The 15,187-nt window shown below is 64.3% G+C and carries 11 protein-coding genes; 5 read left to right on the plus strand and 6 right to left on the minus strand.

Annotation, left to right across the window (positions count from 1 at the left end; all coding sequences use genetic code 11):
* Positions 1 to 11: 11 nt before the first annotated feature.
* Positions 12 to 797: a phthiotriol/phenolphthiotriol dimycocerosates methyltransferase gene (locus tag N415_RS09955; protein WP_068180397.1), complete on the minus strand. Its 786-nt coding sequence runs from the start codon at positions 795 to 797 to the stop codon at positions 12 to 14.
* A gap of 178 nt (positions 798 to 975) precedes the next feature.
* Here N415_RS09955 and N415_RS09960 point away from each other — a divergent pair, with 178 nt between their 5' ends.
* On the plus strand, positions 976 to 4,695 hold the full coding sequence (locus N415_RS09960) for an RND family transporter (RefSeq protein ID WP_081665166.1): 3,720 nt from the start codon (positions 976 to 978) through the stop codon (positions 4,693 to 4,695).
* 96 nt (positions 4,696 to 4,791) lie between these two features.
* On the opposite strand, the gene N415_RS09965 is transcribed toward N415_RS09960, so the two are convergent.
* Positions 4,792 to 6,546 (minus strand): AMP-binding protein, encoded by a 1,755-nt coding sequence (locus tag N415_RS09965; RefSeq protein ID WP_068180564.1) that lies wholly within the window; start codon positions 6,544 to 6,546, stop codon positions 4,792 to 4,794.
* Positions 6,547 to 6,685: 139 nt separating this feature from the next.
* Here N415_RS09965 and N415_RS09970 point away from each other — a divergent pair, with 139 nt between their 5' ends.
* Entirely contained in the window at positions 6,686 to 8,023 is a 1,338-nt protein-coding gene (locus tag N415_RS09970; protein ID WP_239645490.1) for a hypothetical protein, read from the plus strand.
* Here the strand turns inward: N415_RS09970 and N415_RS09975 are convergent.
* Entirely contained in the window at positions 7,976 to 8,950 is a 975-nt protein-coding gene (locus N415_RS09975) for a glycosyltransferase (RefSeq protein WP_068180403.1), read from the minus strand. The two genes, N415_RS09970 and N415_RS09975, sit on opposite strands and share 48 nt — an antisense overlap.
* Before the next feature lie 25 nt (positions 8,951 to 8,975).
* A complete protein-coding gene (locus N415_RS09980; RefSeq protein ID WP_239645491.1) occupies positions 8,976 to 9,728 on the minus strand; it encodes a GAP family protein in 753 nt (250 codons plus the stop codon).
* A 354-nt stretch (positions 9,729 to 10,082) separates the two neighbouring features.
* On the opposite strand from N415_RS09980, the gene N415_RS09985 reads away from it, so the two are divergent.
* Entirely contained in the window at positions 10,083 to 11,048 is a 966-nt protein-coding gene (locus tag N415_RS09985; RefSeq protein ID WP_193376425.1) for a GDP-mannose 4,6-dehydratase, read from the plus strand.
* Positions 11,045 to 12,142, plus strand: coding sequence for a glycosyltransferase family 1 protein (locus tag N415_RS09990; protein WP_068180411.1), 1,098 nt, complete (start codon positions 11,045 to 11,047; stop codon positions 12,140 to 12,142). The genes N415_RS09985 and N415_RS09990 overlap by 4 nt, the downstream gene beginning before the upstream one ends.
* Here the strand turns inward: N415_RS09990 and N415_RS09995 are convergent.
* Entirely contained in the window at positions 12,139 to 12,936 is a 798-nt protein-coding gene (locus tag N415_RS09995; RefSeq protein WP_068180414.1) for a class I SAM-dependent methyltransferase, read from the minus strand. The two genes, N415_RS09990 and N415_RS09995, sit on opposite strands and share 4 nt — an antisense overlap.
* 260 nt (positions 12,937 to 13,196) lie before the next feature.
* Here N415_RS09995 and gmd point away from each other — a divergent pair, with 260 nt between their 5' ends.
* Positions 13,197 to 14,213, plus strand: a complete 1,017-nt coding sequence (gene gmd / locus N415_RS10000) for a GDP-mannose 4,6-dehydratase (protein ID WP_068180417.1) — start codon at positions 13,197 to 13,199, stop codon at positions 14,211 to 14,213.
* 10 nt (positions 14,214 to 14,223) lie between these two features.
* On the opposite strand, the gene N415_RS10005 is transcribed toward gmd, so the two are convergent.
* Positions 14,224 to 15,171 carry a methyltransferase type 11 gene (locus tag N415_RS10005; protein WP_239645492.1) on the minus strand — a complete coding sequence of 316 codons (948 nt, stop codon included), beginning with the start codon at positions 15,169 to 15,171 and terminating at the stop codon, positions 14,224 to 14,226.
* Positions 15,172 to 15,187 lie beyond the last annotated feature (16 nt).

Raw genomic sequence — 15,187 nt, forward strand, 5'->3', positions numbered from 1 at the left:
AGTCGAGCCCATCAATCCTTGACGAAGTGGTAGACGCGGTAAGAGAAGCCCCCGGCGCGGCGCAGATCCCAGTCCATCACCCCGACGCCGTAACGGATCAGGGAGTTCATGAATCCGGGCAGGCGGTCGCTGATCTGCTGCTGGGTCCGCCGCGTGTTGGCGTCCAGCCCGCGCTTGGCCTCCGCGTCGATGTCCCTTTCCGAGACCTTGCGCAGCGGCGCGGCGGCCAGCGCCGCCTCCCACTCGCCGACGACGGGAGCGCGGCGGGAATCGGTGTACAGGAAATGCCCCCCGGGCCGCAGCACGCGCGCCACCTCCTCGAGGAAGCGGGAGAAGTGGGGGTACTGATGCGAGGCCTCGACGTTGACCACCGCGTCGAAGGAGCCGTCGCCGAAGGGCAGGTTTTCGGCATCGCCCTGTACGAAATCCAGGCCGGGCAGCTGGTGGCGTTCCCGGCACTTGTCGATGCTGGCGGGGTTCAGATCCAGCCCGGTGTAGGAGGCCGGGCCCAGGTTCCGCACGATGTAGGACGCGCCCCCGCCGGCCCCGCAACTGACCTCCAGCACCTTTTTGCCGGTGAGATCCACCTGCGAGGCGGTCACGTGATAGAGCTGAATGCAGTAGCGGTTGGGTTCGTCGGACGGCGCCAACGGCAGGCCCATCGGAGGGTCCTCTTCGTAGCCGAAGTTGAAGAAAACCACGTCGTCGCCGACCTGGCGGGTGCCGAGGGGCAGAAAGTACTTCGTGGTGAGCTTGCCGACGAGCGGGTTGGATTGCAGGCGGTATTTGAGAGCCACGGCAAGAGTGTTGCACGGATCCGCGGCGCTACACGGCGAATAGCCGCCTTGACCGCTTCGCGACCGGCAATTGCGGCCTTGACCAGCGCGTTTACCCCAAGATCACAGCAATGTCACGGTCACCGCCCAGATCTTGATTAGCCCACGCGAGTGTGCGCCGGATTGTAGGGTGGTTGGCGTGTCGAGCCGGACTGGCACGGGCGAGGCAGCCAAGCCTGGGGGAATCTTCGACCGCATAGGCGACATCGTCGTGCGGTGGCCCCTGCTTGTCATCGCGGGCTGGATCGGGGTGGCGGTCACCCTGGCACTGGTCTTTCCGCCGTTGCCGGTCCAGGCCAGCAAGCGCGAGCCGAAGGCCCTCCCGGACAACGCCCCGACGGTGGTCGTCAACCAGGAAATGGCCAAGGCCTTCGCGATGCCCGGCGCCCCTAAAGCGGGCGGAGACGCCAAGAAGGCCCCGGACGCCGCCGGGGACGGGGGCGGCGACAATCCGCTGGGCGGCGGCGGTTCCCTGCTGATGATCCTGCTCAGCGACGAGAACGGCATCACACCTGCCGACGAGGCCGTCTACGCCAGGCTGGTGGACAAGCTGCGCCAGGACAAGGCCGACAAGCTGACGGTGCAGGACTTTTTGACCAACCCTCAGATGCGCGAGGTCCTGGCGAGCAAGGACGGCAAGGCCTTCATCCTGCCGATCTCGTTCCCAGGCGCCGGCACCGCGCCGTCGACGATCGCGGCCTACCACCACGTCAAAGACATCGCCAAAGAGGTAACCGCGGGAACCTCGCTGACCGCCCACGTCAGCGGGCCGCTGGCCACGATCGCCGACGCGACCGAAATGGCGCTCGAAGACGCGCATTTCATTGAGATCGGCACCGTGGTGTCGGTGCTGGCCATCCTTTTCCTGATTTACCGCAACATCATCACGATGTTGGTACCGCTGATCAACATCGGTGCGTCGATCGGAACGTCGCAGGGCGTCCTGTCCGGGCTGAGCGAGATCGGCCTGCCGTTCGCCCTGCAGACCCTCGTCCTGATGACCGCCGTCATGGTCGGGGCGGGGACGGACTATGCCGTCTTCCTGATCAGCCGCTATCACGACTATGTGCGAAAGGGCCACACGTCCGACGAAGCGGTCAAGATGGCGCTGATGTCGATCGGCAAGGTGATCGCCGCGTCGGCGGCCACCGTCGCGGTCGCGTTCCTCGCAATGGTGTTCACCAAGCTGGAAGTGTTTTCGACCGTCGGTCCGGCGATTTCGATTTCGGTCATCGTGGCATTCCTGTGTGCGGTCACCCTGTTGCCCGCCCTGTTGGTGCTCGCCGGACGTCGTGGCTGGATCAAGCCGCGTCGCGACCTCACCACCCGGATGTGGCGAATCATGGGCACGCGCGTCGTGCGCCGGCCGCGCGTCCACCTGATCGGAAGCCTGATCGTGCTCATCGGTTTGGCCAGTTGCACGGCGGTGATGCGCTTCAACTACGACGACCTCAAGACGATGCCCGCCTCCGTGGACAGCTCCAAGGGGTATGACGTGATGAATCGCCATTTCCCGGCGAACGCGCTGACACCCATGGTGCTGTTCATCAAGTCGCCCTCCCACGACCTGAGGACGCCGGCCGCCCTCGCGGACCTGGAGCAGATGGCCGCCCGGGTGAGCCAGCTGCCCGACATCACGATGGTGCGCGGGCTGACCCGGCCCAACGGCGAACCGCTGGAGCAGACCAAGATCTCGTTCCAGGCCGGTGAGGTCGGCAGCAAGCTTGACGACGGATCCCGCCAGATCACCGAGCACGACAGCGATCTGGACCGCCTGGTCAACGGCTCCAATCAGTTGGCCGACGCCCTGGCGATGCTGCGCGATCAGGTCAACGGCGCCCTGACCAGCCTCGGCCCCGCGGTCAGCGCGCTGACGGCGATGGAGCAGATGGCGGGCGGCGATAGCACCATCGCCGCGCTCGACCAGGGCGCCGCCCTCACCGGGCGGATGAAGACGCTCGGCGACAACCTCAACATGTCCACCATGAACGCCGAAAACATCGCCGCGTGGGCCACACCGATGTTGAACGCCCTCAATAACAGCCCGGACTGCAACGCCGACCCGGGCTGCGTGAGCTCACGTTCGGGGTTGGCCGCGATGGTGCAGGCAAACAACGACGGAACCCTCAACTCCATCAAGATCATGGCTCACAACCTGCAAGCGGCCGGGAAATCGCAGACCGTCGGGCAGACGCTGAACACCGCCCAGCAAACGCTGACTCAGGCCTCCAGCGCCATGAAGACGATCAGGGATCTGCAGACCACGATGGGCCAGGCGCAACAGGGCGCCAACGCGCTTGCCGACGGCAGCCGCGCGATCGCCGGTGGGGTGAAACAACTCGTCGATTCCACCCGACAGATCGGCAGCGGCCTCAACGAGGCGTCGCAATTCCTGTTGAGCATGAAGCACGACACCGACAACAAGCCGTCGATGTCCGGCTTCAACATCCCACCGCAGATCCTGACGAGGGACGAATTCAAGCAGGGCGCCGCGATCTTCCTGTCCCCCGACGGGCACGCGGCGCGGTATCTGATCCAGAGCGGACTCAACCCGTTCTCCACCGATGCCATGGACCAGATCCCGAAGATCATCAAGGCCGCGCAGTCGGCGCAGCCCAACACCGAGCTGTCGGACGCCACGGTGCAGGTGGCGGGTGTGCCGAGCGGGCTTGCCGACACGCGTAACTATTACAACAACGACATCGGCTACATCGTCTTCGCCACGATCATGATCGTGTTCCTGATCTTGGTCGGCCTGTTGCGTGCGGTGGTTGCGCCGCTGTACCTCATCGGTTCGGTGCTGCTTTCCTACCTGTCGGCAATGGGTTTGGGCGTCTTGGTGTTCCAGCTGCTGCTCGGGCAGAACCTGCACTGGAGCCTGCCCGGGCTGTCCTTCATCCTGCTCGTCGCGGTCGGCGCGGACTACAACATGCTGCTCATCTCGCGCATCCGCGACGAGTCGCCGCACGGCGTGCGGGTCGGCGTCATTCGCACGGTGGGTTCGACCGGTGGCGTGATCACGTCGGCCGGCCTGATCTTCGCGGCCTCGATGTTCGGGTTGATGAGCGCCAGCATCTACACGATGGCCGAGGCCGGCTTCATCCTCGGGATGGGCATTCTGATCGACACGTTCCTGGTGCGCTCGATCACCGTGCCGGCCATGGCCGCGCTGATCGGCCAAAAGAACTGGTGGCCTTCACACCTCGGCAAGACGCCCGCCCAGGTTTACGCGGCCCACCAGAAGAAGCAGCACCAGCTCAATCAGCTGACCGATCAGCTGGTCAAGATGAAGGTGATTCCGAGCCCGGCCGCTCTGGGACCGGCGGGCGCGTCCTCGGCGACGAGCGCGCCGAGCGAGCCGTTGATTCCCGACGACCTGCTCGTTCGCCTGAAACTCGTTCCGCCCGGGCACAAGCCGCGGACGAAGTCGCGTCGGACACGGCCCAACGGTGTCGCCAAGACGGCGTCCGGCCCCGCGGCCGCCAAGAACGGGAAACGGTCGAAGAGACAACGTCTTTCGAACCACGCGCTCCCGCTGTTCGACCTCAGCGGCCTGTCGGGTCAGCTGACCGACGATCTTCGCGATCCGGGGTTGGATTCCGCCCCGCCCACCAACGGCAACGGCAGCCACAAGGGCGATCGCTATGTCGGCCACCCGCTGCCGCTGTTCGGCCAGGACTTCCTGTCGCCCCGGCCAATCACGGTCGGCGCCAACGGAAACGGGCATTCGAACGGCAACGGGCACAGTGAACAATCAGCCGACGACGACCGCGGCAATCCGTTGCCGCTGTTCGGGACGGGCGCCCCGGCGCAGCAGCCCACCAATGGCAACGGGCACGGCAAGCACCCGCTTCTCTAGCCTCGAAAATTTTCGTCGAGGTTGACGTGGTCGCGAAGAAGTACGAGTGGACCACGCGCTAGCGTCAATCTCGGCGTTCAGAGAATTCCGAAACGCCTAGCCGTCCAACCGGACGAACTCGTCCTGCCGGTAGAGCTCGACGCACTGCGATCGCCTGATCTTGCCACTCGTGGTGATGGGTATCGAACCCGGTGATACGAGAACGAGATCCGCCACCTTCAGCCCGTGAGACTTCGAAATCGCGGAGGTGACTTCGCGTTTGACGCCGCGCAGCTTGTCCGCTGCCTCCTCCTCGGAGGCGCCGCGCTTCTTCATCTCGATGATCGCGACCAGCTTCTCGACGCCCTTGTCGGGAACTGCGATCGCCGCGCAACGTCCCGCGGTGATCTCCTGGATGGTCGCCTCGATGTCGTCGGGAGAATGGTTGCGCCCGTAGACAATCAGCAGGTCCTTGATCCGTCCGATGATGAACATCTCGCCGCTGGAGAAGAAGCCCGAGTCGCCCGTTCTCAGCCAGGGGCCTTCGGGTGTGCCCTGCGACGGCTCGACGATCGTCGCCCCGAAGGTCCGCGCCGTCTCTTCGGGCTTCTGCCAATAACCGGCGGCGACGTTCTCGCCGTGCACCCAGATCTCACCGACCGTCCCCTCCGGGCACTCGCGACCAGTGTCGGGGTCGACGATGCGGTGCAGCATCGATGTGGGGTTGCCGTAACTGACCAGCGGTGTGCCACTTCCGGTTTCACACCGCACCGCCTCGCCGCCGGGCAGCTTCTCGGAATCGAAATAACCGATCTCGGGCGGGTCGCCCACCTGGCGGGTCGACATATACACCGTGGCCTCCGCCATGCCGTAGCAAGGCCGCAGCGCCCGGGGGTCGAAGTTGAAGGGGGCGAACCGGTCCGTGAATCGCTTGAGCGTTGCCGGCTGCACGCGCTCGCTGCCGTTGAGGATCGTGTGAACGACGCCGAGGTCGTGCCCGGCCATGTCGTCGTCGGAGGTCTTGCGCACCGCGAGCTCGTAGGCGAAGTTCGGCCCCGCCGAGATCGTGCAGTCGTTCTGGGCCATCATGTGCATCCAGCGAGCCGGTCGCTGCAGGAACCCCACCGGGCTGGACAGCACCGTCGGTACGCCGGCCAGGATCGGCATGATGATGCCCAACAGCAGACCCATGTCGTGGTAGAGCGGCAGCCAGGTCACCACCGTCATCCCGGGAGGCGCCACCCCGCCCTCGGGCGCAAAGAAGTCGCTCATGATCTGCTCGAAGTTGGCGAAGACGTTCCTGCTGGAGACCATGACCCCGGCCGGCGTGCGGGTGGATCCGGAGGTGTACTGCAGATAGATGAAGTCCGACCCGTCGTCGGCGCCGGCGCGCGGTCTGGGGCCGGTGGGGCGCTGCCGAGTTTCGAGGTCCAGCAAATCGAGTTCGACGATCGAGGGCGCGGATTTTGCCTGTCCGGTCTGCACCGACGCGGCGACGTTGTCGACGACCGCGGACGTCGTGAGGACGACGGCGGGCGAGGTGTCGGCCAGCACCGAGATGGTGCGTTCGTCGTGCGCACCGCCATAGGGAACCGAAAGCGGAACCGCGACCAGCCCGGCCTGCAGGGCGCCGAGAAAGCCCAGGACGTAGTCGAGTCCATTGGGGGCGAGGATCAGGGCCCGGTCACCGGGCGACCCGCTGGCCCTGAGCTGTTCGCCGAGGTTGACCACGCGCTTGTACAGCTCCGACCACGTCAGGGTCTGTCGGACGCCGTCCCAATCCTGGTCGTAGTCAATGTATGTGAACGCCGCGTCATTGGGCTGCAAGCTCGCGCGTTCGCGCAGCACACCAGGGATAGATGACTGAACCACGGACAACACACTACCTTCGTCGAAAGCGTTTCCGGCCCGGAACGGCCAGGTTACAACCGCGCGGCCCCCCGGCCGCCCCCGATGTCCCCCGCGCACAAAGCGCTCCGCCCCTGCTGGCAAATAAACTACCGTGTACGCGGTGGACAATCGACTCGCACACATGGACCAGGCGTCTTTCCTCGGTCTGCGGGCGCTTGGCTACGGGGCGCACGTGCAGTTCAGCTGGATTTACAACCGCCCCGCAAACGTTGACGGATTGCGCCGCTTCCACCGAAACCTCGGATACGGGTTGCTCGGGCGGCTGGTCGAACCCTCGCCGCTGCCTTTCGCGCGTGACCGCTGGGTGGTCGCGCGCGGACCCGCCGACATCGAGATCGCCGAAACACCGCGCTCCCGTGCGGATCTGAATGACTGGTTGCATGAGCGGGCCTGCCTGCCGCTGGATCCCGAATACGGGCCCGGCTGGCACCTCGGGGTCCTCCCCCTCGACGACGGCGGGACCGCGGTTTGCCTGACCACGTCGCACACCCTGGTCGACGGCCTCGGGATCCTGCAGGCCATCTCCGACGCGGCGGAGGGACGAACCCGCCACCTGGGCTACCCCGGCCCAGGTTCGCGCACCCGCGGACGGGCAGCGCTACAGGACGCCCGGCAAACGATCGCGTCGGCCCCCGAGCTGGCGCGCGCGGTGGCGGCCACGGTGCGCATCGCCCGACACCGGCGCAAGGACGTCGTCGCCTCGATGACCTCGCCACCGCCTTCGCCGCGCAGGGCCGCCCACGATCGGCCCGTCGTGGTGCCGTACTTGACGGCCTACGTCGACGTGACGGCCTGGGACGCGTGCGCGAAAACCATTGGCGGAAACAGCTTCACGCTTCTCGCGGGATTCGCGGGCAGGCTCGGCGTGCGAATGGGGCGCGTCTGCGACGACGGAACGGTCACGCTGGCGTTCCCGGTCAGCGACCGCACCGAAGACGACACGCGTGGCAACGCAGTGGTATTCCCCACCATTTCGGTCGACCCGGCGCGCCTGTCCTCCGACCTCGGGGAGGTCCGTCTCAAGTTCAAGCAGGCGTTCGCCGACCTCACCGAAATCACCGAGGAGCTGCTGGGGCCGCTGCCGCTGGCCTCGCTGGCGCCCAAATGGGCTGCACGGCGCGCGGCGGGAATGGGATTGGGTGTCGCCAGCCTTCCCATCGGCTGCTCTAACGTCGGGGATATGCCTCCGGCGACGAACCGCCCGGACGGGACCGACGCCGACTACGCATTCGGGCGGCTGATCGAACCGGGCATCAACCGGCGCGCCCTCGAACGCATGGGCGGGCAACTGTTCGTCGCTTCGGGGCGGATCCACGGAAAAATCTTCCTCGCGGTCAACGCCTACCTCGCCGAGCGGACGAACTCCCAAGCCGCGCTGCGCGAGGACGTCTCACGGACGTTGGACGAATTCGGCCTGACCGCCGAGATTCACGGCTAGCGCCCGCGCGCGGGGGAATTCGCGAAAAGTGGCCTGCGCCAGAGTCTTCAGATGCTGCGCCCGCTGCGGCCCGAAGACCGCGATCTCCACGACCAGCGCCAGCCATGCGGGAAACCACCACAGCCGGGCGATGATTCGGATCGAGCGGGGTGACGCCGGATCGACGGCCAGCCAACTGAGGATGCGCAGCTGATCGAGCAGGTAGCCGCGGGACTTCATCAGGTACGTGGTTTCGGTCCCCTTCATGTGACTGCGCACCGACAGTTCCCGGGGAACAAAGCAAACGGTCGACCGCAGCATCAGGCGCAACCAGAAGTCCAGGTCGACGAGTTGGTAGATGTCGTTGCGCAGGCCCCCGACATCGAGTGCCAGCCGGCGCCGGAACATCACGCAGGTGGGCTCGCCCACCCAGTTGTCCCTCAGGCCGCCCAGCGCCGCCTGCCGCACCAACGACCGCCCGTCATTGCGTTCCCGGAGGTTCCGGAAATGCGTGTACATCTTGCCGTATCGGCGCTGCCACCGCTCGTCGTCACCCACCACCTGCCGGGGCGCGAACGCGAGCCCGACGGCCGGGTCCTCGAAGCATCCCGCGAGGGTCGCCAGGGCGCCGGGCAGCAGCCAGTCGTCGCCGTGCACGAACTGAACGCAGGTGCCGCGCGCCAGTTCCAGGCATTTGTTGTGGTTGCCGCTGAGCCCGAGGCGCGGTTGATTCTTGACCAGCCGGTCCCCCGGCCGCAGCATCGCGGCGGCGACGGCGGCGCCGTCATCCGACGAGTCGTCATCGACGACGATGATCTCGAAGTCGACGCTGTCCTGGTCCAGGATGCTGCGCAGGCAGCGCTCGATGGTCGCGCCGTTGTTGTACATCGGCACGCAGACCGAGACCAGCGGGGTTGCGGGCACATCGTCAGCCCGGTCGGGAGTCACCGATGTGACGCCATCATCAACGATGTCAAAGAGCAGCGATGCCCTGCACCAAAAATGTGACCCCGGTGCCGCCGAGGATGACTTGAGCGATCTGCGCGCGGTATTTCCGCAGCCAGTGCTGAATCCTCAGCATCACAGCTTCGGTTTTGCCCGGGATCACCAAGTAGCTGACCAGGGGAATCTCGATCACGGCAAGCACCATGAGGGTGAAGATGATGAATGCGCTGAACTGCGTGGTGAGAGACGTCCCCGATGCCATGATGAAGGCCAGCACCACCACGCCTTCGTAGGGCGGAAACGACGTTATGACGCCGACCGCGAACGCCGGCCACAGGGAATCACCGTCCAACATGGCGTGCGTCCTGGCCCCCATCCGCGCGAATCGGCTCTGTGGGCGCTCCTCCTCCACGAGGACCGCAGTGTTGCCGCCGCCCACGGCTGGCTGCGCCGCACCGACCTGTGTCGCCGCCTTTGCGCGGGCCATCATGACGGCCAATCCCACCAGCGAGATCACACCGACGGTGATCATGATGCGGGGGCCCTCGAGGATAAAGGTCCCGGACCTGAGCTCCCCGACCGCGGTTACCAGGTTTCGGATCGCTACCAGCGCGACATCGCGCATCAGCAGCAGCACTGCTACGGAGATAGAAATGCCCGCTGCGATGCCACCCAGCCAGAACGCGGCCAGATTCAGCATGGGTTTCCGCCGGGCCAGCATGACCACGGCGAGCCCCAGCCTCACGGGGTCAATCGCCATTCCCAACCCGGCTACCACCACTATCGCCCACATCAGTTGGGACGCTACCTTGCCGCGGCGTATCTCGTGGCGTAACTGGCGAATTCATTCGTTGATCGGTGGTGTGTCCTGTCACCGCAACGGCGGCATCGAACACCTCGGCGAACCCCTCGACCTTGGCGGCGACCGCCCGCCAATGCGGGACATGACCCGGAACTACTTGGCACTTCACGTCATCATGCCAGGGTCCGAGCCGTTGTTGCGCCGCCCGGCCACGACTTATCCGCAGGTTCGGGCGATTGCTGTGCGGTGGTTCAATAGGGACCGATGGCGGCTAGACCGTGCGCACACCGCCAAGCTCACGGGTATCTCCGTCACAAGAATCAGGAGGGCGGCATGAGAGCGCTGATATGCGGCATCTCAGGTCAGGACGGCGCGTACCTGGCGCGCCTGCTGCTCGACAAGGGCTATGAGGTGTGGGGCACATCACGCGATGCGCAGATCGGCGGATTCGCCAATCTCGCGTGGCTCGGCATTCGGGACCGCGTGCACCTGGAGTCCATGGCAGCGAATGATTTTCGCAGCGTCCTGACCGTGCTGCGCAGAACCGCCCCCCAAGAGGTCTACAACATGGCCGGGCAAAGCTCGGTAGGCCTATCCTTCGAGCAACCGGTGGAAACGCTCGAAAGTATCGCCGCGGGGACGCTAAATCTGCTTGAAGCGATACGTTTTCTCGACGAACCGATCCGCTTCTACAACGCCGGATCTAGTGAGTGCTTCGGGGATACGGGAGGCCACGCTGCAAAAGAAGACACGCCATTTCATCCCCGTAGTCCGTACGCGGTGGCAAAGGCAACGGCGCATTGGCTCGTCGCCAACTACCGTGACGCGTACGGGCTGCACGCGAGCACCGGCGTGCTGTTCAACCACGAATCCCCCTTGCGCCCTGAACGTTTCGTGACGAAGAAGATCGTCGCGGCGGCGGTGCGCATCGCCAAGGGTGAACGCTCGCGTCTGACGCTGGGCAACGTTCGTATCAAACGAGATTGGGGGTGGGCCCCGGAATATGTGGACGCAATGTGGCGCATGCTGCAGCAGTCCACCGGGTCGGACTTCGTGATCGCCACTGGCGAAAGCCACACTCTCGAAGAGTTTGCGGAGACCGCTTTCGCCCAGGTCGGGCTCGACTGGCACGAACATACGGACCTTTCCGAGGCCCTGATGCGGCCTACGGATCTTGCAGAAGGGCTCGGCGATGCTTCCAGGGCCCGCGAAATCCTCGGCTGGTCTCCGACGTACCGGATGCCGGATGTCGTCACGGCAATGGTTGAGGCCGAGTGCGCTTTGAGTGAGCACCGGTGAAGGTCGCGTTCGACCACCAGATCTTCTCCATCCAGCGATACGGCGGCATCTCGCGCTATTTCTTCGAGCTGGCTCGCCGACTACCCGCCCACGGCGTGTCGGAGGTGTCCATCGTGGCTCCGTTGCACGTCAACAACTATCTGACGGCCGATTCCGCCCGCAGCTTCACGCGTGGCAGGTATGTGCCTGACAAGTTCAAAGACACCGCGCGCGTTGTGGGCGTCGTGAACAAGTTCGCCGCGCCGATCGCATTGCGCAAAGCAAATCCTGACATCCTGCACGAGACCTATTACGCCACCAAACCCGTTGGCAGGGCGCGCCGGCGCGTCGTGACCGTCTACGACATGATCCACGAGCTGTTCGCCGACGAGTTCCCCGACGCCGCACAGGCGACCGCCGCCAAGCGAGCCGCCGTCAATCGGGCCGACCACGTGATCTGCATTTCCGAGAACACCCGCGGAGACCTGGTACGTCTCTTCGGCATCGACCCGGCGCGCACAAGCGTTGTCCACCTGGGCTATTCGGTGGACGTGGAGTCGCCTGGGGAGCAAGAACCTACCGACCGGCCGTCGCTTCTCTACGTGGGAAATCGCTACGGCTACAAGAACTTCACGGCTCTGCTGCAGGCGTTCGCCAGCTCTCCAATACTGAGAGAATTCGACCTCATCGCTTTCGGCGGAAGGGCTGTCGCGCCCGAAGAGGTCGAAGAGGTTGAGAGACTGGGTGTTGCCGACCTGGTGCGGTTCGAATCCGGGTCAGACCGTGAGCTCGTCGCTCGCTACCGGTCGGCTACCGCGTTCATCTATCCGTCCAAGTACGAGGGGTTTGGCATTCCTCCGCTCGAAGCCATGAACTACGGATGTCCAGTCGTGTGCAGCGATTCGGGCCCAATCCCGGAGGTGGTCGGGTCAGCCGGCGCGTACTTCGATCCCAATAGCGTCGAGGACCTGCGGGCAACCCTGGAGCGCGTCGTGACAAGTGACGAATTGCAGGCGGATTTGCGGGCGCGCGGCCGCGCCCGACTGAAAGCATTTTCGTGGGATGACTGCGCTGCGGCGACGGCGGGGATCTATCGCGAGGTGCTGACTTTCTAGTCGCTAACTGCCGCCATCAGTCGCTCGTGGTCGGTCATGACTCGGGAGGCAAGGGCGCGCCGCGGTAACCAGTGCAGGAGACCTGAAACACGCGGTGACATGAGAAGACGCAGGGCCACCGGGTTGATTTTCGCTCGTGTCCAGATGTGATACATCCCCGAGCTGTACAGGTGCATACCGAAGCGCTTGCCGATCAGCTCCAGTGTCCGCTTCTGATAGAAGCTGATGTGCTGCCCCGTGGCGAAGCAGTAATACCACCACTCATCAGGGGCGGGAGGCTGCCCAGCAAACAATTCCGTGGAAAAGATGATCGTGTCGGTACCGGTACTGGTCAGGATCTCATCGACAAACGCCACCGGGTCCGGCAGGTGCTCCATGACTTCGAAGGCTGTGACCGCGGTGTAAGGCAGGTCCGCGCCCTCGACCATCTCGAAGCCCCTCGCGACCAGATTAGGGCTGTATTTGTCCGCCCAGTAATAGTCGAAGCCGATGTCCCGCATGAGACGGGTGAAGATGCCGTAGCCTCCGGCTGCGTCGAGGAAGCGACCACGGTGGTCGAACAGGAAAAACAAGACCAGCGAAGTCACTCGCGCAAGGTCGAGGTTGCGCACCAAAATCCCCGTGTCCGCGGACGCGACGGGGCTGTCATAGGCTTCGTCCAACCAGTAGGGCTCTTCGGTCTGCAGACCGCCACAGCCGGCGCAATAGTAGTAGTGGCAATCGTGCCTGCCGAGCACCTTGTGATCGAACGCGATCTCGGCAGAGGAACCGCAAATTCGGCACTGCACGCGCATACCCTCCCTCCCGGCCCGACGACACGACCGGCGACCGGGGCATACCTGGCGATCGATCGTCTCCACAATCTATCCAACCGGGCGGTCCTTCGTCGCAGGTTTGCCCTGACAACTACGCAGCTGTAGCACCGACTAGCGGTGCGTTCGGCCTCTAATATGAAGCGACGGCAGTGCCTGGCCATGGCGGCGGAGTAGGGTCAGTAGGCCCCACGATCCATGAGATTCGGGGAGAGGTCTGGATCGACAGAGGTGAGAAATTGGTGAAGCGAGCGCTCATAACTGGAATAACAGGACAGGACGGCTCCTACCTTGCCGAACTGTTGCTCAGCAAAGGCTACGAGGTCCACGGGCTGATACGTCGGGCCTCCACGTTCAACACCTCACGGATCGATCACCTCTACGTCGATCCGCACGACCCCGACGCTCGGTTGTACCTGCACTACGGGGATCTCATCGACGGAACCCGCCTCGTAACTCTGCTCAGCACCATCGAACCCGACGAGGTGTACAACCTCGCGGCGCAGTCGCACGTGCGCGTCAGTTTCGACGAACCCGTGCATACCGGCGACACCACCGGCATGGGATCCATGCGACTGCTCGAAGCGGTCCGGCTTTCCAAGGTGCACTGCCGCTTCTACCAGGCGTCCTCGTCGGAGATGTTCGGCGCGTCGCCGCCACCCCAGAACGAGCTGACGCCGTTCTATCCGCGCTCGCCGTACGGTGCGGCGAAGGTCTACTCGTACTGGGCAACTCGCAATTACCGGGAAGCGTACGGCTTGTTCGCGGTCAACGGCATCTTGTTCAACCACGAATCCCCAAGGCGCGGTGAAACATTCGTCACCCGAAAGATCACCCGGGCCGTGGCCCGCATTAAGGCGGGTGTTCAATCCGAGCTGTTCATGGGCAATTTGGATGCGGTGCGCGACTGGGGGTACGCGCCGGAGTACGTCGAAGGCATGTGGCGGATGCTGCAGGCTTCCGAACCGGAGGACTTCGTTCTCGCGACGGGACGCGGCTACACCGTGCGGGAGTTCGCGCAGGCGGCGTTCGAGCACGCCGGCCTCGATTGGGAGAAGCACATCAAGTTTGACGAGCGCTATCTGCGACCCACCGAGGTGGACGCGCTCATCGGCGACGCGTCGAAGGCGGCCGAAACGCTTGGTTGGACGGCGTCGGTTCACACCGGCGACCTGGCCAGGCTCATGGTGGACGCCGACATCGCGGCGCTGGAGTGCGAGGGCAAGCCGTGGATCGACAAGCCGGCGCTCGCACAATGAAACGAGCTGCCTAACAGCTTTTGCTGTGGCGCGTTGCCCGTTTGGCTAGCAGCTTGAGCGCGGAGGCGGCAATTCCAAGCCGCAACGGCGAGGCCTCCGTATTAGAGATGCGCAGCCTCGCCTCTAGTTGATCTATGTCAGAACTCGCAAGGAGGGCGGTCGGGTGGATGAGGGGCCATTCCAAGTCTTCGGCGACCAGGGAAGAGTAGATAGTGTCCCCCGTTGTGTGCGTACCAGCGTGGTGAAAGCCAATGTTACGCACTAAGTTACGGGCAGGAGCAACGCATAGGCCCGAGTTCGCCCAAATGCTGTACACCCATTGGTAATCCCAAGTATCAAGCTTGCCGTCGTAAACGCTCTGAAATGCGGACTCCCAGTGGTAGCGTTCGCTCAGCTTCGGTAGGTACTGATCAAAGAGCTTCCTATCCCTGATCTCCGGCCAGTGCATCATGTTGAGGTCATACTTCGCCCAGGCCCGCCTCCACGTCGCCCAACCCCAAATGTGGGGATACCTCGAGAAGTAATAGCTATCCGAAGTCCCGGCGTGCCCGAAGAGATGATTGTCCCCCGACACCATCATGATGCGCTCGTCGCTCTCGTAGCGATCGAGAAGGTCTGCGCAGTAGTGGAAAAACGAAGAAGACGGCACGCAGTCGTCCTCGAGAATTATCGCCTTATCGACCAGCTCGAAGGCCCACGAAATGCCCGAGGACACGCGGAGCCGGCAGCCCATATTGGTCTCCGAGAAATTTCTATGGACTTCGCAGTCCCAGTCGACTTCTTCGATGATCTCGCGTGTCGCTGCGCACTTCTCTGCCTCGTCCGGCCGGTTGCTGCGAGGACCGTCGGCAATCACCATGAGCTTCTCGGGCTTTGCGGCCCTGATCGTCTCGAACACCTGCCTGGTGGTGTCGGGCCTGTTAAAGACGATCAAGATGATCGGGGGCGACGTGGTCACTGTCCCATCCTTGCGA

It is taken from the genome of Mycobacterium sp. UM_CSW (genome assembly GCF_000455205.1).
Lineage (GTDB): Bacteria > Actinomycetota > Actinomycetes > Mycobacteriales > Mycobacteriaceae > Mycobacterium.